This is a genomic window from Magnetospirillum sp. LM-5, assembly GCF_902729445.1.
GTDB lineage: Bacteria > Pseudomonadota > Alphaproteobacteria > Rhodospirillales > Magnetospirillaceae > Magnetospirillum.
Map to the genome: position 1 here is coordinate 1 of NZ_CACVCE010000033.1, position 24,414 is coordinate 24,414.

Annotated in this window: 26 protein-coding genes and 2 pseudogenes; 13 read left to right on the plus strand and 15 right to left on the minus strand. The window is 62.5% G+C overall.

The genetic code is table 11. The features are described 5' to 3' along the window. The 7 genes from MTBLM5_RS18745 to MTBLM5_RS11835 all read left to right on the plus strand — a co-directional run. Nucleotides 1-870 (plus strand): putative Ig domain-containing protein (locus tag MTBLM5_RS18745; RefSeq protein ID WP_217425020.1); only part of this gene is annotated, 870 nt, incomplete at its 5' end. Between the two features lie 17 nt (nucleotides 871-887). Beyond that, nucleotides 888-2,648, plus strand: a complete 1,761-nt coding sequence (locus tag MTBLM5_RS11810) for a TolC family protein (protein ID WP_254431015.1) — start codon at nucleotides 888-890, stop codon at nucleotides 2,646-2,648. After that, complete coding sequence (locus MTBLM5_RS11815) at nucleotides 2,645-3,361, plus strand: efflux RND transporter periplasmic adaptor subunit (protein WP_173976312.1); 717 nt, start codon at nucleotides 2,645-2,647, stop codon at nucleotides 3,359-3,361. Before MTBLM5_RS11810 ends, MTBLM5_RS11815 begins: the two co-directional genes overlap by 4 nt. Next, the gene (locus MTBLM5_RS11820; protein ID WP_173976313.1) at nucleotides 3,358-4,623 is read left to right on the plus strand and encodes an efflux RND transporter periplasmic adaptor subunit; all 1,266 of its coding nucleotides are present in this window, start codon (nucleotides 3,358-3,360) and stop codon (nucleotides 4,621-4,623) included. Before MTBLM5_RS11815 ends, MTBLM5_RS11820 begins: the two co-directional genes overlap by 4 nt. Before the next feature lie 124 nt (nucleotides 4,624-4,747). Beyond that, nucleotides 4,748-6,844 carry an HlyD family efflux transporter periplasmic adaptor subunit gene (locus MTBLM5_RS11825; RefSeq protein WP_173976314.1) on the plus strand — a complete coding sequence of 699 codons (2,097 nt, stop codon included), beginning with the start codon at nucleotides 4,748-4,750 and terminating at the stop codon, nucleotides 6,842-6,844. Continuing rightward, complete coding sequence (locus MTBLM5_RS11830) at nucleotides 6,844-7,230, plus strand: hypothetical protein (protein ID WP_173976315.1); 387 nt, start codon at nucleotides 6,844-6,846, stop codon at nucleotides 7,228-7,230. The genes MTBLM5_RS11825 and MTBLM5_RS11830 overlap by 1 nt, the downstream gene beginning before the upstream one ends. A 17-nt stretch (nucleotides 7,231-7,247) precedes the next feature. Then, on the plus strand, nucleotides 7,248-7,553 hold the full coding sequence (locus MTBLM5_RS11835; RefSeq protein WP_173976316.1) for a hypothetical protein: 306 nt from the start codon (nucleotides 7,248-7,250) through the stop codon (nucleotides 7,551-7,553). Between the two features lie 12 nt (nucleotides 7,554-7,565). On the opposite strand, the gene MTBLM5_RS11840 is transcribed toward MTBLM5_RS11835, so the two are convergent. Both MTBLM5_RS11840 and MTBLM5_RS11845 read right to left on the minus strand, forming a co-directional pair. Beyond that, entirely contained in the window at nucleotides 7,566-8,273 is a 708-nt protein-coding gene (locus MTBLM5_RS11840; RefSeq protein WP_173976317.1) for a hypothetical protein, read from the minus strand. A 95-nt stretch (nucleotides 8,274-8,368) separates the two neighbouring features. Beyond that, a complete protein-coding gene (locus MTBLM5_RS11845) occupies nucleotides 8,369-8,875 on the minus strand; it encodes a helix-turn-helix domain-containing protein (protein WP_173976318.1) in 507 nt (168 codons plus the stop codon). Between the two features lie 285 nt (nucleotides 8,876-9,160). Between MTBLM5_RS11845 and MTBLM5_RS11850 the strand changes: the two genes are divergently transcribed. Continuing rightward, on the plus strand, nucleotides 9,161-9,550 hold the full coding sequence (locus tag MTBLM5_RS11850) for a hypothetical protein (RefSeq protein ID WP_173976319.1): 390 nt from the start codon (nucleotides 9,161-9,163) through the stop codon (nucleotides 9,548-9,550). Between the two features lie 614 nt (nucleotides 9,551-10,164). Here the strand turns inward: MTBLM5_RS11850 and MTBLM5_RS11855 are convergent. Continuing rightward, a complete protein-coding gene (locus MTBLM5_RS11855) occupies nucleotides 10,165-11,073 on the minus strand; it encodes a GGDEF domain-containing protein (RefSeq protein ID WP_173976320.1) in 909 nt (302 codons plus the stop codon). 275 nt (nucleotides 11,074-11,348) lie between these two features. Beyond that, nucleotides 11,349-11,624: a metal/formaldehyde-sensitive transcriptional repressor gene (locus MTBLM5_RS11860; protein WP_173976321.1), complete on the minus strand. Its 276-nt coding sequence runs from the start codon at nucleotides 11,622-11,624 to the stop codon at nucleotides 11,349-11,351. A 70-nt stretch (nucleotides 11,625-11,694) separates the two neighbouring features. Between MTBLM5_RS11860 and dmeF the strand changes: the two genes are divergently transcribed. Further along, on the plus strand, nucleotides 11,695-12,648 hold the full coding sequence (gene dmeF, locus MTBLM5_RS11865) for a CDF family Co(II)/Ni(II) efflux transporter DmeF (protein ID WP_173976322.1): 954 nt from the start codon (nucleotides 11,695-11,697) through the stop codon (nucleotides 12,646-12,648). Between the two features lie 161 nt (nucleotides 12,649-12,809). Here dmeF and MTBLM5_RS11870 read toward each other — a convergent pair whose 3' ends face one another. The 10 genes from MTBLM5_RS11870 to MTBLM5_RS11915 form a co-directional block, all read right to left on the minus strand. Beyond that, nucleotides 12,810-13,139: a YnfA family protein gene (locus MTBLM5_RS11870; RefSeq protein WP_173976323.1), complete on the minus strand. Its 330-nt coding sequence runs from the start codon at nucleotides 13,137-13,139 to the stop codon at nucleotides 12,810-12,812. Nucleotides 13,140-13,410: 271 nt separating this feature from the next. Continuing rightward, a complete protein-coding gene (locus MTBLM5_RS11875; RefSeq protein WP_173976324.1) occupies nucleotides 13,411-13,788 on the minus strand; it encodes a hypothetical protein in 378 nt (125 codons plus the stop codon). After that, entirely contained in the window at nucleotides 13,785-15,104 is a 1,320-nt protein-coding gene (locus MTBLM5_RS11880) for a recombinase family protein (RefSeq protein ID WP_173976325.1), read from the minus strand. The genes MTBLM5_RS11875 and MTBLM5_RS11880 overlap by 4 nt, the downstream gene beginning before the upstream one ends. Beyond that, nucleotides 15,101-15,550, minus strand: a complete 450-nt coding sequence (locus MTBLM5_RS11885) for a DUF2924 domain-containing protein (RefSeq protein WP_173976326.1) — start codon at nucleotides 15,548-15,550, stop codon at nucleotides 15,101-15,103. Before MTBLM5_RS11885 ends, MTBLM5_RS11880 begins: the two co-directional genes overlap by 4 nt. A gap of 581 nt (nucleotides 15,551-16,131) precedes the next feature. Continuing rightward, nucleotides 16,132-16,593 carry a hypothetical protein gene (locus MTBLM5_RS11890; RefSeq protein ID WP_254431016.1) on the minus strand — a complete coding sequence of 154 codons (462 nt, stop codon included), beginning with the start codon at nucleotides 16,591-16,593 and terminating at the stop codon, nucleotides 16,132-16,134. 130 nt (nucleotides 16,594-16,723) lie between these two features. After that, nucleotides 16,724-17,812: a GGDEF domain-containing protein gene (locus MTBLM5_RS11895; RefSeq protein WP_173976327.1), complete on the minus strand. Its 1,089-nt coding sequence runs from the start codon at nucleotides 17,810-17,812 to the stop codon at nucleotides 16,724-16,726. Between the two features lie 180 nt (nucleotides 17,813-17,992). Next, on the minus strand, nucleotides 17,993-18,592 hold the full coding sequence (locus MTBLM5_RS11900; RefSeq protein ID WP_173976328.1) for a hypothetical protein: 600 nt from the start codon (nucleotides 18,590-18,592) through the stop codon (nucleotides 17,993-17,995). A 2-nt stretch (nucleotides 18,593-18,594) separates the two neighbouring features. Beyond that, nucleotides 18,595-19,032: a structural protein gene (locus MTBLM5_RS11905; RefSeq protein ID WP_173976329.1), complete on the minus strand. Its 438-nt coding sequence runs from the start codon at nucleotides 19,030-19,032 to the stop codon at nucleotides 18,595-18,597. 66 nt (nucleotides 19,033-19,098) lie between these two features. Next, complete coding sequence (locus tag MTBLM5_RS11910) at nucleotides 19,099-21,426, minus strand: host specificity factor TipJ family phage tail protein (RefSeq protein WP_173976330.1); 2,328 nt, start codon at nucleotides 21,424-21,426, stop codon at nucleotides 19,099-19,101. Continuing rightward, complete coding sequence (locus MTBLM5_RS11915) at nucleotides 21,423-21,851, minus strand: NlpC/P60 family protein (protein ID WP_173976331.1); 429 nt, start codon at nucleotides 21,849-21,851, stop codon at nucleotides 21,423-21,425. Before MTBLM5_RS11915 ends, MTBLM5_RS11910 begins: the two co-directional genes overlap by 4 nt. Nucleotides 21,852-21,892: 41 nt before the next feature. Here MTBLM5_RS11915 and MTBLM5_RS11920 point away from each other — a divergent pair, with 41 nt between their 5' ends. Both MTBLM5_RS11920 and MTBLM5_RS11925 read left to right on the plus strand, forming a co-directional pair. Beyond that, nucleotides 21,893-22,141: a type II toxin-antitoxin system Phd/YefM family antitoxin gene (locus tag MTBLM5_RS11920; protein WP_173976332.1), complete on the plus strand. Its 249-nt coding sequence runs from the start codon at nucleotides 21,893-21,895 to the stop codon at nucleotides 22,139-22,141. Further along, nucleotides 22,138-22,551: a type II toxin-antitoxin system VapC family toxin gene (locus MTBLM5_RS11925; RefSeq protein ID WP_173976333.1), complete on the plus strand. Its 414-nt coding sequence runs from the start codon at nucleotides 22,138-22,140 to the stop codon at nucleotides 22,549-22,551. The genes MTBLM5_RS11920 and MTBLM5_RS11925 overlap by 4 nt, the downstream gene beginning before the upstream one ends. Before the next feature lie 6 nt (nucleotides 22,552-22,557). Here the strand turns inward: MTBLM5_RS11925 and MTBLM5_RS11930 are convergent, their stop codons facing one another. Continuing rightward, a complete protein-coding gene (locus MTBLM5_RS11930; RefSeq protein WP_256367176.1) occupies nucleotides 22,558-22,692 on the minus strand; it encodes a DUF1833 family protein in 135 nt (44 codons plus the stop codon). Between the two features lie 96 nt (nucleotides 22,693-22,788). Here MTBLM5_RS11930 and MTBLM5_RS11935 point away from each other — a divergent pair. Then, nucleotides 22,789-23,127: pseudogene (locus MTBLM5_RS11935) on the plus strand (transposase); the annotation flags it as partial. Between the two features lie 155 nt (nucleotides 23,128-23,282). Continuing rightward, nucleotides 23,283-24,343: pseudogene (locus MTBLM5_RS11940) on the plus strand (IS3 family transposase); the annotation flags it as partial. Nucleotides 24,344-24,414: the final 71 nt, after the last annotated feature.

Sequence of the window (24,414 nt, forward strand, 5' to 3'; positions counted from 1 at the left end):
GCCGCCCCGCCACCGCCGCCCGCGCCGCCGCCGGTAGTCGAGGCCCCCAAGCCCGCACCGCCTAAGGATAGCGGCCCGGTGGCACCGCTGGTGACGGTGGTACGCGACAATGCTCCCACCCAGACGACGTTCCAGGCTCCGACGGTCACGGTGACTGCACCGACCCAGGCACCATCCGCACCGACAGTCGCGCCCACAGGACCGGCCCAGGTGGCGGTGATCCCCGCAACCCTGACAGCGCCATCGGCACAGGCATTCCAGGTGGCGGTGGCCGTCAAGGCGGCCGGCGGCGGTGACGCCCTGGTGGTCAATGCCCCCATGCGGGATTCGGTGATTGCCGAGGGGGCCCGGATTTCGGTCACCATGCCGTCGGAAGCCTTCGCCCACACCAAGGCCGATGCCACGGTGACCCTGACCGCCACCCGCGACAATGGCGCGGCGCTGCCCGCCTGGATGGCCTTCAACCCGCAGACCGGCACCTTCGAAGGCACGCCGCCGCCCGGCTTCAAGGGCGAGGTGGTGGTCAAGGTGGTGGCCAAGGATAACGAAGGCCGCGAGGCGGTACAGACCTTCAAGATCGTGGTGGGTGGGGCCGGTCAGGGCAACATCGCCCCCGGCCAGCGCGGCGGCGAAGGGCAAGGGCAAGGTCAGGGCGAGGGTCAGCCGCAAGGCGAAGGCCAGCCCCGGCCCCAGGGTGCGCCGGGTCAGACCGGTGACGCTGCTCCCCGCGATGGGAGCAAGCAGGCTGCCGCCAAGCCGGTGGGCCGCCCTAGCCTGACCGAGCAATTGCATGCCTTGAGTTTCAAGGGCGGCGTGGCCCGCCAGATCGCTTTGTTTGAAGCCGTTAAGCGTGGCGGCAAGGCCGCGTGAAGATAAGGGGGATGGTTATGGTTATTTCTGCTTCCGGAGCCAAGCGTCTGCTGGCCTCCGTGTCACTGGTCGCGCTGCTGTCCGCCTGCGCCATGACGCCCGAGCCTTTCACGCCCGAGCAGCTTGCCCAAAGCTCGAAGGATGACCGGGCCGACATGTTCAAGTCGGGCGAGCCGCTGTCTGGCCCGCTCTCCGTGTCCGAGGCCATCGCGCGCGCCTTGAAGTACAATCTGGACCGCCGCGCCAAGGTGATGGAAGAGGCCCTGGCCCTTGGCCAGACCAATGTGGATCGCTGGGACATGCTGCCCAAGCTGGTGGCCAACGGCAATTTCACCAGCCGCTCGGAACCCAACGCCACCCGGTCACGGGATCTTTACACCCAGACCACCAGCACCTCGAACCCCACCTATTCCGCCGACCGCGACAATTACACCGCCGATCTGGGGCTTTCGTGGAACGTGCTGGATTTCGGCCTGTCCTATTTCTCCGCCAAGCAGAACGCCGACCGCGCCCTGATCGCCACCGAAAGGAAGCGCAAGGCCGTCCACAATCTGGTGCAGGAAGTGCGCTTCGCCTTCTGGCGAGCCGCCGCCCACCAGGAACTGAAGGCCGATGTGGATACGGCCGTTGCCGAAGCCAAGGTGGCCCTTGATCGCGCCGAGACGGTGGAAAAGGAAAACCTGAAGGCCCCGGCGGAGGCGCTTCGCTATCAGAAGAGCCTGCTGGAGACGCTGCGCCAGTTGACCGCCATCCAGCAGGAACTGTCGACCGCCGAGATCGAACTGGCCGCCCTGATCAACGCGCCCCCCGGCACCAAGCTGATGCTGGATGTGCCCAAGGACATGGCCGTCCCGGCCTGGGATCTGGGTCTGGAGAAGATGGAGGAAGTGGCTTTCGTCAATAACCCGGACCTGCGCGAACAGGGTTATCAGGCCCGCATCTCCGCTGATGACACCAGGAAAGCCATCGCCCGGCTGTTCCCCGGCATCACCTTTTCCGCCAGCCGCAATTACGACCACAACTCGTTCCTGATGGCCAACCACTGGTACGAGGCCGGGGCCAAACTGTCGTGGAACCTGATGAATCTGGTCAGTGGCCCCGACGCCATCAAATACGCCGAAACCACCGAGGACGTGGTCAAGGCCAAGCGTCTGGCTTTGCGCATGGCGGTGCTGGCCCAGGTGCATGTGTCCGAGCGCCAATTCCAGAATTCTGTCAGCCAGTACCAGCAATCGGACAAGCTGTGGCGGGTCGATGCCCGGCTGTTCCAATTGTCGGAAGCCAAGACTGCCAACGACGCGCAAGGAATGCTGGAACGTGTCGCCGGCCGCGCCTCGGCCATCGCATCCGCTTTGCGCCGCTATCAGACCTATGCCCAGGTGGAACAAGCCTACGCCAAGATGCAGGCCAGCATCGGCCATGATCTGATGCCGGAAAGCGTCGCCAGCCATGATCTGCCAGGATTGTCGGTGACCATTGCTGAACGGCTGGCAGCCTGGACGACTGGAAGCAATAAGGCGAAGCAGGACGCCCCAGTCCTGGCTTCCCAGCCGATTGTACCCCCAATGCAGTCGGTGGCGGTTCCGGTGGCCGAACCTAGCCCCCAAGAAAGCCGGAAGGCCCCGGAACCGGCCTTGCCTGATCAACCCATCGGTAGTGGCTGGCTGAACAGCGTCTCGCGCTTCCTAGGCATCGAGGAAAGCGAGGACCATGTCAGGGCCGATGTGGAACGTAACATCGCCCATATCCGCGACCTGACCCAGGCATCATCGCGATGAGGGCCGGCCTTCCCGCCATCGTCCTCCTGGTGATGGGAAGTCTGCCTGCCCAGGGGCAGGAACTGCGCGCCCAGTTGTCTCCCCGCGACTTCACCACTTTGGCTGCCGAGATCGGTGCCAAGGTGGAACGCATCAGCGTGCGCGAGGGCGAACGGTTCAAGAAGGGCGAGACCCTGATCGCCTTCGACTGCTCCATTCAGCGGGCGCAACTGACCGAGGCCAGGGCCGCCTTGTCTGCCGCCGACAAGACAGTGGCGGTCAATGCCCGGCTTTTGGAATTGCAGACCATCGGCAAGCTGGAAAGCGATGTCGCCCTGGCCGAACGAGACAAGGCCCGTGCGCGGGAAGCCGCTGGTGCGGCGGTGATGGCCAAATGCGCAATCCCAGCCCCCTTTGATGGCCGGGTGGTCGAACAGAAGGTCCGCTCCCAGCAATTCGCCCAGCCCGGCCAGGCGTTGTTGGACGTGCTGGACGATTCGGTTCTGGAACTGGATTTCGTGGTGCCCAGCAAATGGCTGGTCTGGCTGAAACCCGGCCATGGCTTTCAGGTGGCCATCGACGAGACGGGCAAGACCTATCCGGTGAAGCTCACCCGCGTCGGTGCCCGCATCGATCCGGTCAGCCAGTCGGTGCGGGTCACTGGGGCCATTGGTGGACACTTCCCGGAATTGTCGGCGGGCATGTCGGGCAAAGTGCTGCTGTCGCCTCCATGACCGATATCATCCATGCTTGGCTGGAGCTCGAACACCGCATCCTGAAGGCTACGCGCCCGGTCGAAGCCGAGTTCGCCGCCATCAATCTGGCCCACACCCTGGTCCCCTATCGTCAGGCGGTGCTGTGGGACCAGAGCGTGATTACCCTGTCTGGCGCGGCATCCGTCGAGGCGAACGCGCCTTATGTGCTGTGGCTGGACAAGGTCCTGCGCCACCTCCATCGTGACCATCCCACCCTGGTGGAGGCCGCCGACCTGCCCGCTGATCTGGCGGGCCATTGGCCCGATTGGCTGCCAGCCCATGGACTGGTGTTGCCCTGCGGCGCGGGCATCCTGTTATTCGCCCGCGATGAGCCATTCGTCGAAGGTGAAGTGGCGCTGCTGGAGCGTCTGGCCGATCTGGTCGGCGTGACCAGGACGGCGCTGTCGCCCCGAAAACTTGCGTTCAAGTTTCCTAAGGGGCGCTGGGCCTGGGCCGTGGCCGCCTTCGGGATCGCGGCCCTGTTCTTTCCCGTCACCGGGTCGGTGCTGGCCCCTGCGGAAAGCGTTGCCGCCCATCCGGTGGTGGTGCGCGCCCCCTTGGACGGGGTGGTGGATAAGGTTCTGGTCCGGCCCAACGATACGGTCAAGGACGGCCAGGCGCTGTTCGCCCTGGATGCCACCACGCTTTCGGGGCGTCTGGATGTGGCGCGCCAGACCCTGGCCACGGCGGAAGCCGAATACCGCCAAGCCGCCCAGGCCATGGTGTTCGACGCCAAGGCCAAGGCGCAGGTCGCCATCCTGGCTGGCAAGGCCGAGGAAAAGGCCGCCGAGGTCCGTCTGCTGGAAAGTCAGTTGGCCCGCATCGAGGCCAAGGCCCCCAAGCCCGGCATTGCCGTCTTCGACGATGCGGCCGACTGGATCGGCCGCCCGGTGGTGGTGGGCGAAAAGGTGATGGCGGTGGCCGACGAAAGCGACACCGAGATCGAAGCCTGGGTCTCGGTCGCCGATGTGGGGGAAGTGCGGGTCCAGGGAGTGCTGACCTTCTTCCTCAATACCGATCCGCTGTCACCGGTGAAGGCCCAGGTCCGTTCCGTGGCCTATGAAGCCAGTGCCCGCCCCGATTCCACCATCGCCCACCGGGTGCGTGCCACCATCAATGGGGCCGCCAAGCCCCGCCTGGGCCTGAAAGGGACTGCCCGCATCGACGGCGATTCCGTGCCGCTGGTGTGGTGGGTGTTCCGCCGCCCGCTGGCCACCATGCGCCAGTTCGTGGGGTTTTGAGAATGACCGGCCACGTCCAGACGGGCTGCCGCCCGAACCCGCTTGGGGCCTTGGCCCCAAACCCCTTGCCGGGATCAAAGGGCCACAGGGCCCTTTGCGGGGGTGGGCAGAGCCCACATCTTCCATGATCGCCGCCGCCCTGCCATCCTTGCGCGATGAGTTGGCGCTGTTGCAGGGGCCGCCCGCCAATGACGGCTCCCCCACCTGGACCTTGCACGACCCGCTGTCCAACCGGTTCTTCCGCCTAAGCTGGCCCGCTTTCGAGGTGTTGAGCCGATGGCATCTGGGCCAGGCCGACAGCGTAGCCGCTGCGGTGACGCAAGAGACCGCGCTGGACATGGAGCCTGAGGACGTTACCGGCGTCGTCCAATTCCTGGCGCAAGGCGGATTGCTGAAAGCAGAAACGCCAAAGGACATCGACCGCCTGCTGGCGATCCATGATGCTGGCAAGACCGGCTGGCTGACCTGGGCCTTGCACCATTACCTGTTCTTCCGCATCCCCCTGGTGCGGCCCGATGCCTGGCTCGATCAATTGCTGCCCCTGGTCGCCTGGATGGGCACGCGGGCCTTTCGGCTGGCCACCCTGGCCGCCCTGCTGGCGGGACTGCTGATGGTGGGCCGTCAATGGGAGGTGTTCGCCACCACCTTCGTCGATCATTTCTCGATGACCGGATTGGCGGCTTTCGGTCTGGCCTTGGGGCTGGCCAAGGTAGCCCACGAACTGGGTCATGCCCTGACCGCCAAGTCATATGGCTGCCGGGTGCCCACCATGGGCGTTGCCTTCCTGGTGCTGTGGCCCATGCTCTACACTGATGTCAACGAGGCATGGAAGCTGACCGAACGCAGGAAACGCCTGCTGATTGGCGGGGCTGGCATCCTGGCGGAGCTTGCCATCGCTGCCTGGGCCACGCTGGCCTGGGGGCTGCTGCCCGACGGGACCGCGAGGGGCATGGCCTTCACCCTGGCGGCGACCACCCTGATCTCGTCGCTGGCCATCAACCTGTCGCCCTTCATGCGCTTCGACGGCTATTTCCTGGCCATGGATGCCCTGGACCAGCCCAACCTGCATCCGCGTTCCTTCGCCCTGGCCCGCTGGCATCTGCGCGAGGTTCTATTCGGCCTGGACGAGCCGGTGCCGGAACACCTGTCCGCCACCACGCGCGGATGGATGATCGCCTTCGCCTGGGCGGTGTGGCTGTACCGGCTGGTGCTGTTCCTCGGCATCGCCGTTCTGGTCTATCACTTCTTCATCAAACTGGTGGGTGTCGTGCTGTTCGCCGTGGAAATCGGCTGGTTCGTGGTCAAGCCGGTCTGGGCGGAAATGAAGGAATGGCACACGCGCCTGCCCGCCATCCGGGGCAGTCAAAGGTCGCACTGGCCGCTCGGTGTGCTGCTGTTCCTGCTTCTGGTCCTGGCGGTGCCGTGGTCGGGTACAATCTCGGCTCCGGCGATCTTGAAGGCGGAAAGCCACATGGCCCTTTATGCCCCCAATGCTGCCATCCTGGCGGAGGTCATGGTGAGCGAGGGGCAAGCGGTCCAGGCCGGTACGGTGATTGCCCGCCTCGACAATCCCGACCTGTCCTTGAGGATCGCCCAGACAGAACGTCGCATCGGCGTTCTGAAATACGAGCTTTCGGCCATCGGCTTCGAGGACAGTTTCCGTATCCGTGCCCAGGCAATTGCTGAGGAATTGGCCGGGGCCGTGGCGGAAAAAGCAACCTTGTCCGCTGAGTTGGCCCGCCTGACTCTGGCCGCACCCATCGCCGGTACAGTCTCCGACCTGTCGCCCGCGCTCCAGCCCGGCCAGTGGATCAATGGCCGCGAACCCATCCTGGCCCTGCGTTCCGGTGCGCAAGTGGAAGCCTATGTGGCCGAATCCGACCTAGCCCGGATCAAGATCGGCTACACGGCCCGTTTCATCCCCGAAGGCAATCAATCCAGCTTGCCCGCCACCATCACCGCCATAGACCGCGTGGCGGTCAAGGCCCTGACCGAACCGGCCCTGGCGGCCCTTTACGGCGGCCCCATCCCCGCCCGGTTCGCCGACAAGGCCCTGGTGCCGGACGGTGCCTTCTATCGGGTACGCCTTGCCACCGATCCCGCCCACGCCATTACTGCGCCCTTGCGCGGACAGGTCCACATGAACGGTGAGCGTCGCTCCTTCCTGAGTCATGCCCTGCGCACCGTCGCCGCCGTATTCGTCCGCGAATGGGGTGTATAATGTCTCGCTCAGATGTCGTGATCATAGGGGCGGAGCAAGCCTTTGCTGCCGCCACCAGAGATCAGCTTGTCGCCCTGGGATGGAGAGTGGTGTGCTTGGCTCACGATGAGTTTGAAGGCCAATTAGACGCGGTTTCGGACGAAACCGTGCTGATCGTCGTGTTATCCCCATCGACCGAGGGCAGCTTGGCTGCCATCCGGGCTTTCCGCGCTCGTCACGGCTATGGCCCAGGCATCATCGCGGTAGCCGACCGAGATCTGTTGACCAAGGCGCTGGACGCTGGGGCAGACAGCTTTCTCACTGAAGAGGATGCCCTGGAAATTCTTCCGAGCGCGATTTTATCGGTGCGAAGAATGGCGTCGCGGTGGCGCCCTCTTCTTGACTGACGTAAAGGGATGAACCTATGAAGCTCAACCGAACTGTCCTGGCCCTGTTGGCCGGTGTTGCCCTGGCGCTGCCGGCCCTGGCTCAGTCCGTGACCATCGACAAGAGCTATGAGGCTCAGAAGGAATCCGAGATTGCCACCGCCCGATTGCAACTGGCCACCCAGCCGGGATCGGCGGCGGTCCAGGAACTGGGCGAGGCAGATGCTTTGATGCGCCGTCTGAAGGCCACCAAGCCTACCGATCAGCGAGCCAAGGTTGCCACCGAGCTTGAAGCCGCCATCACCAGACTCAAGATCGCAGCCAATCCTGTTGGTGCAAGATAGTGACACCTGCCATCAGAACCGCAGATCATCACCGTCTTGCGGATGGACAAGAATGTCGTCAACCCGGCTGTGGTGAGCGATCCAATCGCGGGTGCTCGCGCAGATCCAACTGGTGACCGTCAGAATGCTCTGATAATCCGCCTCCAGATGCCGGGAAAAAATCGGCTCGTGATGAGCGATGCGGTTTCGCAGGGTGCGCAGATAATTTAGTGGGCTATGAACCTGGCTCCGGCCGAGCTTGGCGTTGGGGAAGGCCCTAAACAGGCTGGGGCGCCACAGGGTCATTTCGTAATTCCGTTTGGGGCCGCCACCGCCCGGCGGGTGGCCGCCACGCCCCAGCAACGCCACCCAAAAGCCGAACGACAACGCCGCGACCACATGGGGCGGATCGACGACGTAACCTTCCCGCCTTAACTCGTCCTTGGCGCCGGCGATCCTGCTCAACGTGCCCGCATCCAGGCCGCAGCGGGGATTGTCATACCAATCGGCACCATAGGTGGCGGTCAATTCCCGATGCATGGCATTGCGCAGGGCGACTTCCAATCCCTGTAGGGGGCCGTAGAAGGCTGCGCTGGCTGCCGTATTCCAGGTATAGAGCCGCAGTGCCTTCTCCTGGTCACCACCGGCAGCAGCGACATAGGTGGCCATGCGCTCTGGCGACAAGGACGTCGCCAGCGCCTGGATCACGGTATCGTCGAGGGGGAAATGCTTGACGGACATGGGGGAGGAGACCTATATGTCGAGAGGTAAGCCCCGGACCCGCCTCTGCCTCAGGCATGCGACCGGGGCTGAGCTTTTTTGGGGCCAGAGTGCCATCAATGGGCCGGCTCGCTTCGTTTGGTGACACGCCTGCGGTGACGGGGCAGGGTCACCTCCTCGCGGCGCTGGCGATGCTCCTCCTCGACCTGGCGGAATTCCGGCTCCAGCGCTTGTAGCCGTTTTACCAGCCCGGAGAGGTCGTAGCTATTGCTGAGCTTACCTCCATGCCGGCCGATCCTTTCGATGCGCTTAACCAGATCCGCTTTTTCCAGGTCGGCGATATGGCGCTGTACCTGTCGGGTGCTCAGCCCCAGCCGTTGAGAAAGAGCCTCCTTGCTGGGAAACGGCTTGCGCTTTTCCTCCCACCAGTAATCGCAGAGCTGCAGGAGCACCGCCAACTGCGTCGGATTCAGCCCGAGCCTTTGCTGGGCACGCAGGAGCAGCGATGGGATGATGGAAAATCCCAGGTTCATCACCGCCGCCCCCCATTTTCCCTCCGATGCCTTGGCGGCCTTGGCCGGGCGTAGGGGAATTACCTTGGCAGTTTCCTGTGCATCAGTCATGGCGCACCTCGTTCAATGCACCATCAGCATACCCAAGCAATTGCGCGATGTTCAAGGGGGCCCCAGTAGACGTTTACGCCTTCTCCCTGCGGAACTGGGCGTCTTGGCACTCCAGTCTCCGCCGTCCGGTTTTAAGCAGGATGAGGCTATCCAGCACTTCTCGGAAGCCAAGACCAACGAGGAAACATAGGGGCTCCAGTCACTGATGTCTGGAGGGGCTGCCGACTGCGGTAGCGCGGAGTAAGTCCCTTTGCCATTATGGGGGGCTGACAAGGAGTGGGCATCATGGCGGGACGACGCGGCGTGTGGGTCAAGGGGCTGACCAAAGACGACAAGGCTGCAATAACGGCTACATGCGAGCGGTTCATCGCCGAGGTGCTGATCCCCAGGTTCCTGCCCGAGATTCGTCCCACGGAATACAACTATCCTATCGCCATAACCGGCAAATGGCGCGGCGACAAGTTCAGCTTCATCCAGCGCTACCGTTCGGGCTTCGCCGACAATGCGGGGGAGGAGTTTGATTCCGCCTTCGCCCGTCTCGACCACGTCAGTGGCGATCGCTTCGATCTGATGTGGCACCGCCATACCGGGCAATGGTTTTGTTTCCAAGAGGGCGTGCCTCTCGCCGAGGCATTGCGGCTGATGGAGACCGAGAGTCTGCTGCAGCCAAATTAACTGGAACAATTCAGCGCCGATCTGATGCTGATATGGAGGACGTCGCAATAAATTTCATATTTCGCCGATTCACATATTAATACGGCATTTTACGAATAGTCATTCGATGCAGCACCAAGCACTACGTAGAGAGTTTTGTTGTATAGTTCCATTTCCTACGCCATTCTCTCAAGACAAACCGGCTCTACCGCGAAGACGCAGCCTTGGATATCCCAAGGTTCTGCGCGGCGTTGGCGCGCCTGCCTGCTGACACACTCCTCCCGGTAACTGGCCGAACTCTCTCTCTGACACGGTTTATTCTCCATGCCTGTTGATACGGGGCTTCGTATCAGCAATTTGTGAAATCGCTGTATTTAAAGCGATGCAAGAGAAATTTTGCGGGGTGTAGTTTGGGCAGCTTTATGGGGGATGGATGGCGTCTGATGGTGGGGAGTTTCGGTGCCTGTAGCACAACGCGGCACTGCTGGGCATGGTCCAGTCACGCGGAATGTCTGACTTGGGCCGAAAGTGGAAGGGCGGGTTTCGAACTTGGATCAGGTAAAGCGGACACTGCCGTCGAATGGTGATCCGGCTGCTTATTGACCCAATTCCGTCATAGGGCGAGGCAAGAGTACTCAGGGGCTGGCACCCGCAGCCGTCACGTTGCTGAACCCGGCTCGTCCATTAGCCTTTGCTGCATACATTGCCTTGTCCGCCTGCTGGATCAAGGTGTCGGGCTTGGTGCCGTCGCCTGGAAACACTGCCACGCCGATGCTGGCACTAATTTCGATTTGTTGATCTTCGATGATGTAGGGCTGGCCGATAGCAGTAATGATGTTGCCTGCGACCATGGCGGTGGACTCCGGGGATGAGACTGTTTCAAGCACCACCAGGAACTCGTCGCCGCCAAGCCGGGCGACAACGTCCGAGCCTCTAACGCAAGATTTCAGGCGGACGGCGACCTCAACTAGGAGCCGATCACCGATTTGGTGCCCAAGAGTGTCGTTGACGGGTTTGAAGTGGTCCAAATCGACGAACAGCACTGCCAATTGCCGACGCTCCTCAGACGCTTTCTCAATTATCCGTTCAAGTTTGTGAATGAGGTGGCGGCGGTTGGGCAGGTCTGTCAGCGGATCAAAATTGGCCTCGCGGCTGACCTCAGCCATCTGGGCCGACGAGGGAAGGCCGATCGCCTTGGGCACTAACCTGATCAGAATGATTAGAGCCGGTAGTGACGCCGCCGCTGTAACCGCCTTGAGCAGCCCCTGCTCGACGTAGACGGGACGCCACAGTACGACAATGTCGACGATGTGGGTCAGTCCACACAGAAAAAAGACCACGAACAGAGCATTGAATAGGGCAGCGGACCCCATGTCAGGGCGGCGTCGGCCGAATTGGAATATTAAAAAGCCGACTGCCATGTAGCAAACGCCTGTGATTGCGTCTGAAACGGCATGGAGCTCCAACAACCCAGGCGCCCACGACAGGCAGAAGCCGTGAGGAGTAAAACTCGACGGATCGAACCATCCTGAGAAGACGTCCATCGGCAGAAACCCCGTCAAATTATCGGGTCCAGTCTGGCATCGGCGCTACATTTAGACCAATGGTAATTGCTGGGTTGATCTGATCGACGAAGACTGACGCCAACGACGCAATTTGGCACTGACCCGGCATAGCGCATGTTACCGCTGACTGGCGGTTGCCAGGGGTAGTTCGGTCAGACGCAGCGCCGGGGCCAGTCGGCATGTACTGACCCACGCCGGCCGTTTGTGCCTTGGTTAAGCTGAGAAGGAAACGGAAGCCGAAGCGTCCGTCGCTGCTATTTGAGATAGCTACGGAGGGTGGCAATCACCTGTTCCAAATCCTCCTGCCGCTGCTCAGGCGGCAGTGTGGTCGAGTTCAGATGCTCCCGCAGATGCCCTTCCAGCACTTCGGCCATCAAACCGCTCACAGCCCCTCTTATGGCTGCGATCTGCTGCAATATGGCAGTGCAATCCTTCTCCTGCTCAAGGGCCTTTTCCAGTGCCTCTGTCTGCCCCTTAACCCGCCTCACACGGTTTAAGAGCTTACTTTTATTCTTGATGGTATGTGCCATTCACTTGACCTGTCCGACCACAAACTATACTGGGGTAGGGTATCTGGCGACCAGCTTGAGGAGACGGCGCATGTGCCCTACGACCTCGTCCGAGCATTGGCATCATACTCACGTTTTTGACGAAGGAAACCCGTTAGCGGAACGCAATACCCGCTGGGCAGTTATGCTGACTATCATCATGATGGTGGCCGAAATTTTCGGTGGCTGGGTATTCAATTCCATGGCTCTGTTGGCCGATGGCTGGCACATGAGTTCTCACGCCTTGGCCTTGGGGTTGTCTTTGATGGCTTATGGCGCGGCACGGCGCTATGCCCAAGACAAGCGATTTGCTTTTGGCACTTGGAAGATAGAAGTGCTGGGGGGCTATACGAGTGCGATCATTCTCGTTGGAGTGGCAGCGTTAATGCTCTTCCAGTCGGTGGACCGCCTAATTTCCCCGACTCCCATTCATTACGACCAAGCCATTGCAATAGCGGCGGTCGGATTGTTCGTCAACGTGCTATGTGCCTGGTTGCTAAAGGATGGTCATGGCCACGACCATGGACATGTGCATGATCATCACCATGGCCAAAATGACCACGGGCATCATCACGACATGAACCTACGCTCGGCATACATTCATGTGGTGGCGGACGCGGCGACCTCAGTATTGGCTATCTTCGCCTTGATAGGCGGCAAGTTCTGGGGTGCCGATTGGCTTGACCCGCTGATGGGCATTGCCGGGGCCGGTTTGGTTTCGGCTTGGGCCTTTGGACTAATGCGCGATACAGGGCGGGTGCTACTTGATGCCGAGATGGATGCTCCGGTAGTGGCGGAAATCCACGAGGTCATCGAGGCCAGCCCGATTAAGGCTGAGGTCACGGACCTTCATGTCTGGCGCGTTGGCAAGGGAAAGTATGCATGCATCGTGGCCTTGGCCGTTGACGGCCAAGCCAGTCCCGACGAAATCCGACGGCAGCTTGGAATACACGAGGAACTTGTGCATGTGACTGTGGAGGTAAACCAACGAAAGTTCGCCTCCTAGGGCCCTAGAAGGCGTTCAGCGTTGGCTGCCCCCACCAATGTCCAAGCTGAATCCCGGGGAGAGTAACGCTCTACCGCTCGGCCTTCGAGCGGCTGGTCGGCATCGGCATCGCTTTCACCCCGGCGACCTGCACCGACACCCAGGCGACGGCGGCCTAACGGTCACTGCCCGCCGCGCGGCCCGAAGATGATGACCATAGCACCGACGACGCAGATCGCCGCGCCGACGGTATCCCAGCGGTCGGGACGGCTACCCTCGACCGCCCACATCCAGACCAGCGACACCAGGATGTAGATGCCGCCGTAGGCCGCGTAGGCGCGCCCGGCGAAGTCGGCGTCGATGCGGGTGAGCGCCCAGGCGAACAGGGCGAGGCTGGCCATGCCGAGCACCAGCCACAGCGGCGACTTGTCCAGGCGCTGCCATGCCCAGAAGGCGAAACAGCCGCCGATCTCCGCGAACGCGGCCAGGATGTAGGTCGGAATGGTCCACATGCAGGCTCTCCTCCCATATCGTTGCCCGGATCAATGGGGATGTCGAGCCTAAACAACCCTGGATGGTGGTCACCGGAATGAAGAGGATAAGCCGTAAGCTGAATCTCGAGCAGAGTATCGCTCTGGCGCTGATAACTACGGATTTCCGCCATCGTTCAGGCGACCGAACGGCTGGAATTGCACATAAGGGCCACATACTCGGCCATCGCCCAACGGCTGCTTTCGAGCACAGCTCCCGGGTTAAAGGACGACCGACCTGGGCGCAAAGCAGTCATTCACCCAGACCCAACACCCGCCGCTGCTCCGCCCAGTCCGCAGGGAACGGCTCCAGCAGCGCACGCACGGTCAGCTTCTCCGGCTGTCGGCCAGCGAGTATAGCCTCGACGATGTCGGGGGCCAGCAGGGTCATGCGCAGAATACGGCTAGCGAAGGCGCGATCAACGCGTTCAGCTTTGGCCAGTTCATTGATCGAGGCGTGCTGCCCAGATTCCAGCATCCGACGCCACCGGAAGGCTCGAGCAAGGCAGCGGACGATGGGGCTGTCCACCGGCACCCGTGTTTCCGGGTTATACAGGCTGCCGTCGGGCAGGACGATCCGCTTGCGCCCGCCGATTCGACGGAAGGTCATGGGCACGAAGACGGTGGTCATGCAGCAGCACTCCGCCCCTTGGCCGGTTTCAAGTCCCCAGCAAGCCGGGCCAGCCCTTCGGTCCGCAGGCTGATATTGATGCCCTGGGGCGAGAGATCGACCCGTTCCACCAGAAGCTGGACGATGCGAGCCTGCTCGGCCGGGAACAGTTCGTCCCAGAGGGGATCAAGCTGGCCTAGGGTGGTAGCGATCTCGCGTTCGGTCATGTCCTCGCCCTCGGCGCAGACGCTTTTCCAGGTGCGGGCCACCACCTCGGGGGTACGCAGCAGGGAGCGCAATTGGTCGATGACCGTATTCTCGACCTGACCCGCGGGCACGCGCCCGACCGGGCAAGCATCCGGGCCTTCCTTGATCACGGTCATGGTGACGTAGTAGCGGTACAGCTTCCCGCCCTTGCGAGTATGAGCGGGCGTCATGGCGCGACCGCCAGGGGCAAAGATCAGCCCCTTCAGCAGCGCCGGGGTCTGCGCCCTGGTGCGGCCCGCGCGAGTACGCGGACTGACTTCCATCACGGAGCGGACCTTGTCCCACAGGGCCTGGTCGATGATCGCCTCGTGTTCGCCGTCATAGGCGACGCCCTTGTGGACCGCCTTGCCGATATAGACCTGATTGGCCAGCAGCTTGTAGAGGCCGCCCTTGTCCAGCTTCTTGCCCCGGCGGGTGATGCCTTCCTCGGTCAGTTCCTTGACCAGCAGGGTGCCGGAACCGATGCGAATGAATCGCTCGAAGATCATCCGCACGATGGCGGCTTCGTCCTCGACCACCAGCAGCTTGCGGTCGGCGCAGCGATAGCCGAACGGTACCGGCCCACCCATCCAGATTCCCTTGCGCCGCGATGCCGCTACCTTGTCGCGGACGCGCTCGCCGATGACCTCGCGCTCGAACTGGGCGAAGGACAGCAGGATGTTGAGGGTGAGGCGCCCCATGCTGGTGGTGGTGTTGAAGGACTGGGTGATGCTGACGAAGGTGACGTCGTTGCGGTCGAACACCTCGACCAGCTTGGAGAAATCCATCAGGGAACGCGACAGGCGGTCGATCTTGTAGACCACCACCACGTCGACCAGCCCGGCGTCGATGTCGGCCAGTAGACGCCTCAAGCCGGGGCGTTCCAGGGTGCCACCGGAGAAGCCGCCATCATCGTAATGGGTCGGCACCAGCACCCAGCCCTCGGCTTTCTGGCTGGCGACATAGGCTTCGCAGGATTCCCGCTGGGCATCCAGCGAGTTGAACTCCATCTCCAGCCCCTCCTCGGTGGACTTGCGGGTGTAGACGGCACAACGCAGCTTGCGGATCAGCTTGGTTCCGGTGGGCTTCATGCTTTTGTCCTATGGTTCTTCAGGCCGAAAAAGAGGTGGCCGTTCCAGCGGGTGCCGGTGATAGCGCGAGCCACCGCCGAGAGCGATTGGTAGGGGCGGCCCTGGTACTCGAAGCCGTTCTGGCGGACGGTGACGCAATGTTCGACGCCCTTCCATTCCCGCACCAGTTGGGTACCGGCGATAGGACGGTATTGTTCCCTCTTGCGACGCCCTTTGGTGGCTTCGAAGTCTTCAGCCATGTTTTCCAGCCGTGCGATGGTGGTCACCGCCAGCCCGCCATAGGCCAATTCCTGGAGGCGGTAGGCTAGGCGGTTTTCCAGGAAGGTACGGTTGTAGGGCGGCGGTTCGGATACGAACAAGTCGCGCCATTGGGCTTTCAGATCCGGCATAGGCACGGTCTTCAGCGCGGCCAATCGGGCCAGCAGGGGGTCATGATTCACGGGCATTTCCTCCGTCGGTTGACGAGGCCATGACCGCTCTGGGGGGGGGGCGTGAAGTCGAGGCGACTATCTCTGGTGTCAGCAGATAAAGCCCTGGACTTCCGGGCCTTCAGCCGGATCAGGCCAGCCGCCAAATTGTCCGCCACCTCGTCAAGGCGCTCGGAGCTATTCATGCGGTCGGGATGGAGTGCATTGGGCATTGCTGTACCTCGCAATATATTTTCTGTAATTCTTGGCTCGGTTGATGAGGGCATGACCGCTCGGGGGAGACATTAAGTCGAGGCGACTATCTCCTGTGTCAGCAGATAAAACCCTGGACTTCCGAGCCTTCAGCCGGATCAGGCCAGCCGCCAGAATATCCGCCACCTCATCTAGGCGCTCGGCGGTACTCATGCGGTCAGGATGGAGGGCGTTGGGCATAGGCGTGTCTCGCAGTTTACTGCCAGGGCATTTCCGCCCGGCATTGGGTTACTGCGAGGAAGCTATCCATTGGTATCGACACCCTACAATCCTTGGTCGGATCATTTGGTGGTGTGGCGTAGGTTGCGGTAAGTGTTTATCTCAAGACTGACCGAGGATTACCCTCGTCATGGGGATCGCACGCCATCCAGATCGCAGGGCGATCTCAGCAATTCCGGTTCGTCCCATTTTGCGGCAATCCTGGCCCAGCGATCGATCCATGCCTGAAACTCCGGCTCCCCACTGCGCATCTGGAAGGTGTAGAGCCGATTGACGATGTCCTTCATCAGCTCTCGCATCTGGGTGTCGTCGATATGTGATACCTCGGCCCAGGGAATCCGTCGCCCTTCGGCATCCAGAACGAAAACGTCGGAATAGTCGCCGGTCCTGGTGATGGGAACCCGACCCGCATGGATGTTTTCCAGCTTCGAATTGCGCACGCACATCATGGCCACAACCTTGGCCAGTTCAGCGGCAATTCGATCATCATCATCTTTCGGCATGGTGGGAGCGTAACAGCGAAAATCATGGCCTGAAACGACGAAAGTGGCCGACCAGGGTTTCCCCCGGCCGGCCGCGTCGATCGCCATCGGCTCCGCTTTGCCAACTGGAAACGTTCCGTCTCCGAGGGGCAAGTCCGAACCACATGCGTCAAATAGGCGGATATCAACTCGTCGAGAGGCCAACCGCCTTTCCTGGATTAATCATTGGCGGAAAACGCTAAGCGGCGACGCCATCCTCGAACGTCGACACTCGGTTTCGTCCGGCACGTTTAGCGTGATACATGCACTCGTCGGCATCGCGCTGGATTTCAGCGACGGTCCTTTGGTGCGGGCGGGCAACAGCGACACCGATGCTTGCCGTGATTTTCAAGCTTGTGCCGCCGATGTCAGGTAACAAAGCCTCAACATCCTGGCGTAGTTTCTCCGCCAGACCCTGCCCGCCAACCATGTCGGTGTCGGGCAGTAACATGGAAAACTCTTCGCCGCCGATGCGGCCGATGATGTCGCTACGTCGGGCTCCGTCCAGCAAGCACGCTGCGACGGCTTTCAGAACCGTGTCGCCTGCCTCGTGTCCGTGTGTATCGTTGATCCGCTTGAAGTGGTCGAGATCGATGAACAGCATGGCTAGCGGCTGGTCTGATCGGCGCGCCTGATTCAGTGCTTGGTCGCACAGCGCGTAATAGGCGCGGGCATTGAAAAGACCGGTCAATGGATCTTTAGACGCCATGTCGGCAAGCTTTTGATTCGCCTCGACCATGGCGTGATGGAACGATATCGATTTGGACGAGAATGCGTGAAAGAACGCGGCAATGTAGAGAATCGCGACTGCGCCTGTGATGATGGCGTTGTCGGAATATGGCTCCTGCAACCGACTGTTGGCGAAAACGATGAAAAGAACTGACAGGATGCCAAGCGAAAGCCCTGCCTTTCGCCCCATAATCACATAAGCGGCCGGGACACTGAGAGCGAACCAGATGATTCGCAATTCATCGGCGGTATTGAAGAAGAACGCCACCGACTCCAGAAGGAAAGAAGCCGTGACGCCGAAGGGGGCGACGAGCGGAAGACGATCGGGACGCGCCCGCAAAATCAAATACGCGCCACCCTGGACGACGCAGTAGATTGAACCGGCAAGAAGATAATAGTCGTGGAGCTGTGCGCCGCCAAAGAGGGTCGCCGTAATAAAAAGAGCGGTTACGACAACGCCGAACAGCAGCAATACGCAAGCGAACCGATGCTGGAATTTCCTATATTCGCTTCCAGGTGAAAACTGCGTGTTCCCATAAACCAGGGTTTGCAGACGCATGGGAGAACTCCATTCAGGGCGTCTTTCAACTCAAGCCCAACTGGAATTTCAGTCTAGACGATCTGTAACCAAGAACAATTGGAAAAGGCGCGCTTTGACCGGACAGTTCCCGATCTGGGAACGAACACGACCGACCAGGGATTACCCCGGCCGGCCGCGTCGTGTGCAATCCGATCTGATCTATTTGCCGATAGGCGGCGCCTGCGCCAGCAACGTGCGGGTCTGCTCCGAATCCGCCGATCCGCCGAATTCGAAGTCGAAGGCGGTGGCGAACTTGCCCGCCAGCAGCGTCACCACCGAGATGATGCAGCCGCCGACGGCGGTGTTGCCGTCCACATGGCCGAACACCATGAAGCCGATACCGCCGACGATGCCAGCCCCAGCCGTCACCAGCAGGACGTTGGCGCGGACGTTGCTGCGCCCGGCCGTGATGAACTCGGCGTCACGGGCACGGGCATTCTGGCGGTCGGCCAGGGTCGCGGTCAGGGTGGTGATTGCCCCGGTCATCTGCTGCATGCGTTCGGCATGGGCGAATCCTTGCGCCTGGGAGCGAAGCTGGAACACCAGAGTGGGGTCGGCCAGAATTTCGCGGGCCTTGTCGGGATCGTCGGTGCCGGTGATGGCGCGGACGGTATCGGCCAGCTTGCCGACCGCCTTTTCGGCATCGTCGCCGAACAGGCTGGCGATTTCTGGCGCCACGTCCAGCGCCACCTTGGCCAGCCCCGCGATGGGATTGGCGGCAATGGCGGCGGCATCGCCGAGGAGATCGAGCAGGTTCATGGTCAGGCGCTCCCCAGCCCCATGCCGACCCCGCCCAGGATTACCTCTCTGGCGTAGGGCTGCTGGCCGTTTTCATGGCGGATGATGGCCTCCACCAGACCGGCCATGGTTTCCGGACGGGTGACGTCGATGGTCTGGTCGGGCGTCACGCCGAGGCGGGAGGCAACGTGGGCGATGTAGGACCCGGTGTCGTTCTCGCAGCCTGGCGCCCAGCGATTGATGATGCCGGCGACGGTGTTCAGGCCATAGCGGCGCTGATAGCCGAGCAGGATGCGGGCCAGCGCCCGGATACCGGCTTCGGGGCTGACGAATTCCTCGAACACCGGATCGTCGTTGGTGGCGCGCTCGCCCTGCCATTGGGTCTTGTCCCCCAGCGCTTCCTTGATGTTGCCGGGGTTGTTCAGGCGAATGCCACGCGGCACAACTGCATCTTTGGTCATGGGCTTTCTCCAACGAAAAAAGCCGCCCTGAGGGGCGGCTGATGGGGAACGGGAAATGACAAACGGCTAATTGACGTGGACGCGGGCATCCTCGGCGACGGCGGTGATCTCCACCTGCTCGGCGCGAGGGCGGATGGCGAGGATGCGGGCGGTCTGCGCCCATGCTTGGCCGGGGCCGAAAGAGAAGAAGGTCCGCTCCTCCGAGCCGCCGGTATAGGGCGTGACGGTCAGCGGTTCGGCGAGACGCACCAGGGTGGGCGCATCGGCCACCGGCTCGACCCGGAACGGCCCGGCAAGACTGCCGTCACGGCGACGCAGCGCCAGGTAATGGCTGGCACCTTCGGCCCAGATCAGCGGTTCGGACAGCATCAGAACCGCCCCAATCCAAGGCGGTTTGGCGGATTCGGCCCGCCAGTCGATCACCTCGCCACCCTGGCCCCAGCGGGGCATGTCATGGGTAATGGCGACCAGATCGCCATAGGTCGGGATCATGCCCTCCAGTTCGGTGCGGAAGGTGACAATGCGGCGGCGGTAGCGATTGTTGGCGGCGATGTAGAGACCTTCCCGCTGGGCATGTTCCTTGCCGGTGCAGCCGAACAGATTGACCTTGGCCGGGTTGTCGCCCTGGCTGTCGGCCAGCTTGGCGGTGGTCTCGTCGGGCTTCCAGGTGCGGGACGAGAAATACTCCACCGTCACTGCGTCGGCGGTGTCGTCGCCGGGCATGACGTATTTGAGCTTGAACGAGCCCTTGACGATGTTGCGCGGCCCGAACATGGCCACCGGCATGGTCTGCGGCGCGTCGCGGATGATGCGGACGATACCGCCCTGCTGGATGGGCACAGCCCGGCCGCAGCGGGCGATGCGGGTCAACGCTTCCCACACCGTCATGCTGGTGTCGAACACCGCGTCGAAGGTATCTCCACGGGCAGCCCAAACGGCATCCAGGGTGGCCAGCGTTTTGATGTCGATGCGGCTGTCGGCCAGCTTGGCGCCGTAGTCCGCCTTGCAGGCATCGGCTAAGGCCCAGGCGATGGACCGCGTCGGCTGGGGGGCGGACCAGCCACCGGTCGCCGACCACACCGGCAGCTTGCGGGTGGCGATGACGTTGATCATGCGCGACGAGCGCTGCGACAGGTTGTCGGTGGCCCGCATCTTGACCGCCAGCAGGGTGACGGAGCCGAAATCGGGCTGGCCGGTCAAATAAGCACGCAGGGCACCCCAGCGGATTTCGTGTCCGGCGCGTTCGGCGGTGTCCTTGGTGTCGAGACGCTTGAGGCGGACCTCATAGCGGCCCGGACTGACCGAATAGCGGAAGGACAGGCGGATAGCGCTGTTGGTGGCGGCGCTATGGGAGGGCTGGGCCAGAACCGCCCAGCCGCCAATGGCTCCACCCTCGGCATCGATGGCCCGCGCTTCGACCTGCCACTGGACAGTGCGGCTATCGAGGCTGCCGCCGTCATTGGCGTAATAGAGGCCACGCGGCATCACCACGTCGATGCCCAGCACCCCCGCCGAGGTGTCCACCGGGTTGGCGGTGAACGGGCCGATATATCCGTCGTCGCCGGATTGCACCAGATTGGGGGCCACCAGTTCTTGGCCGGCCACCTCGGCGGCGGTGACCACGTCGGGCTCGAACAGGGTGACCCGGCTGCCGGGTGGAATGATCTGGGTCTGAACCTCCTCGAAGGAGGAGATGGGGGTGTCCTCGATGCGGATCTGCTCGACCGCGTACTCGCCCTGGCCGATGACGTGGAGTTGATACAGGTACTGCTCGCCGCCGACGTAATCCTGGTAGGGCTCCGAGGCTAAATCGGGATAGATCAGGTGGCGGCCATAGATCACCGGGATCGGCTGGCCCAATCGGCCCTGGTTGCCCTGAGCCTGGATCGAATAGGTCGGACTGGGGGCCGGGGCGCTGCCGCTGCCGCCCCAGTTGAGCGACGGTATGGAGGGCTTGGGGGCCGGGATCACCGTATTGATCAGCATTGAGCCGGCCAGGGCGATGCCGGCGGTAGCCATGGCGGCGGCACTGCCGGCGGCGGTATAGCCCATGGCCACCGCCGCCATGGGGCCTAGATAGATGGCGGCCACCATCACCGCGATGGTCAGCACGATCCGCATGGGGTTCTTGCCGCCCCCACCACCGCCCCCGCCGCCCTGGGGCCAGCGAATGACGGTGACGACCTCGCCGTCCACGATGGCCCGGACGGCATAGATACCGACCGGCACCGTCATGCCGCCGATCAGGATTTCCGGCCCGTCGGACCAGCAATCCTCGGCAATGCCGCAGTCGAGCAGCAAGGCGCCTACCGTGATCCCCGGTTCCATCGCATGCACCGAGCGGCTGGCCACCGGCTCGAACGGATTGGTGACGATGACGATGGAAGCGGTCATGGCGAAAACCGGTAGAAGCCCTCGATCGCCCAGCCGTTGAGCGCGATCGCATCCGAACGCTGGAACACCACCCCGGCACCCTCGGCGCAATGCAGGACGCCACCGCCATCCACATCGAGCCAGACGCCCACATGGATGGGATGGCGGGACCGGCGCAGCAGGACGCAATCGCCCTCGGCGGGAAACTCGACCTTGGCCCAACGCTGCCGCTCGGGGTGATCGCGGAAGGTCCGGCCCATGACCAGCATGTCTTCGGGATTGCCGATCTCGGGCAGCAGGCGGCCGAAATGCTCGGCCTGCACCATGCGGACGAATTCCCAGCAATTGAACATGCTCGGCCCGCTGCCGTGGACTGACCACGGCAGGCCGATGAGGGCGATGGCCCAATGGGGGCCGCCAACCGGCGACTGGCATTCGCGGGTCATTGTCGCTATCCTCATCTGGTCAGAATGGTCAGGAGACGCCCATGCACGCGTGGCAGGTTCAGGACGCCAAGGCCCGGTTCAGCGAGCTGCTGCGCAGCGCCGCAGCCGAAGGCCCGCAGGCGATCACCGTTCGGGGCCGCACCACGGCGGTGGTGATGTCCCAGGACGAGTACGAACGGCTGAAAGGGCGTAAGCCCTCACTGGTAGAATTCCTACGGACGTCGCCGCTGTCCGGCGTGGACCTCGACGTCGAGCGCGACCGCTCGCTGTCGCGGGACATCGAGTTGTGAGCTATCTGGTCGACACCTGCGCCCTGTCCGAGCTGATCAGGTCCGCTCCGGCACCGCAGGTGGTGGAGTGGTTCGAGACCGTGCCGCAGGAGGCGCTGTTCATCAGCGCCCTGACCCTGGGGGAAATCCGCCGGGGCGCCGAAAAACTGGCCGACGGACGGCGGCGTGGCCGGATCATCGCCTGGCTGGAGATCGAATTGCCCGACTGGTTCGATAGCCGAGTGCTGCCGGTCGATGCCGCCGTCGCCGATGAATGGGGCCGCCTGACCGCACGTATCAAACAGCCGCTGCCGGCCATCGACAGCCTGATCGCAGCCACCGCCCTGAAGCATCGTCTTACCGTGGTGACCCGCAACGTCGCCGATTTCGCCGCGGCCGGCATCGATATCCTCAATCCCTGGGAAACCTGACCCTCTTCAGCGCGCCAGACCGGGAAAGCGCCGGGCGGTATAGGTGATGGAGGGGAAGGACTTGTTCCCCGCATCCAGCATGCGGGCGCGGCCCGTGACTCTCATGGTGTCGGCCTCGACATCGGCGAGGGTCATAGTGATGGGCGGGTCTGTCTGACGTCAGCGCCCGTGGGACAAAATCGGGGATTTGCGGAATGGAGGATTTCTGGCTCATCGTAGTGACCGAAGGGAACGAAGATGAGACAGAAATCCATTGCGCCGAAATCCGGGGCCGAGCAGGCCGTTCGGGACATCCGGCGGCAGACGCGCAAGCAGTATTCGGCTGAGGAGAAGATCCGCATCGTGCTGTCTGGCCTGCGTGGCGAGGACAGCATTGCCGAGCTGTGCCGCCGCGAGGGCATCGCCGAGAGTCTGTATTACAGTTGGTCCAAGGAATTCCTTGAAGCGGGCAAGAAGCGGCTGTCCGGCGACACCGCGCGCCAAGCCAGCACCGGCGAGGTCAGGGACCTGCGCCGCGAGATGCGCGACCTGAAGGAAGTGGTCGCCGATCTGACCCTGGAAAATCGCCTGCTCAAAAAAAGCATGATCGCGGATGGGGGCGACGAGGAATGAGATACCCCGCTTCCGAAAAGCTGGAGATCATCCGCCTGGTCGAAGGTTCGCGTCTGCCGCTGCGGCGCGNCCAAGCCAGCACCGGCGAGGTCAGGGACCTGCGCCGCGAGATGCGCGACCTGAAGGAAGTGGTCGCCGATCTGACCCTGGAAAATCGCCTGCTCAAAAAAAGCATGATCGCGGATGGGGGCGACGAGGAATGAGATACCCCGCTTCCGAAAAGCTGGAGATCATCCGCCTGGTCGAAGGTTCGCGTCTGCCGCTGCGGCGCGTTCTGGGCCGGCTGGGCATTCCCGCCAGCACGTTTTATCGCTGGTATGCCCGCTATCGGGCCTTGGGTGAAGGCGGCCTTGCCGACCGGGCCTGCGCGCCGGGCCGGGTATGGAACCGTATCCCCGACACGATCCGCCAGCAGGTCGTCGATCTGGCCCTGGAAGAGCCGGAATTGTCGCCCCGCGAACTGGCGGTCAAATTCACCGACACCAAGGGCTATTTCGTCTCGGAAGCCTCGGTCTACCGGCTGCTGAAGGCCCATGACCTGATCACCAGCCCGGCCTTCGTGGTCATCAAGGCGGCCGAGGAATTCCGCGACAAGACCACCCGCCCCAACCAGATGTGGCAGACCGATTTCACCTATCTCAAGGTCATCGGCTGGGGCTGGTTCTATCTGTCGACCATCCTCGACGATTATTCCCGCTACATCGTCGCCTGGAAGCTGTGCACCAATATGCGGGCCGAGGACGTCACCGACACCCTGACCCTGGCGCTGGCCGCCTCGGGCTGCGACCGTGTTGATGTCGCCCACAAACCGCGCCTGCTCAGCGACAACGGCTCGTCCTATATCGCCGGCGATCTGGCCGAATGGCTGGAGGACAAGGGTATGGATCACGTCCGCGGCGCCCCTAACCATCCCCAGACCCAGGGCAAGATCGAGCGCTGGCACCAGACCCTGAAAAACCGCATCTTGCTGGAAAACTATTACCTACCGGGCGACCTGGAAGCCCAGATCCAGGCCTTCGTCGATCATTACAACCATCGCCGATACCATGAAAGTATCGGCAATCTGACCCCCGCCGACGTCTATTTCCGGCGCGGAAACGCCATCCTCGAAAAACGGGCCAAAATCAAGAAGCGCACCATCGAAATCCGCCGCTTGAACCATCAGCGCCAAGCCGCTTAACATCAATCATTGGTGAGCCAGAACCTCCGGTCCGAAACCGCCGCCGATGTCCCATTTGTTTCGACGACGGA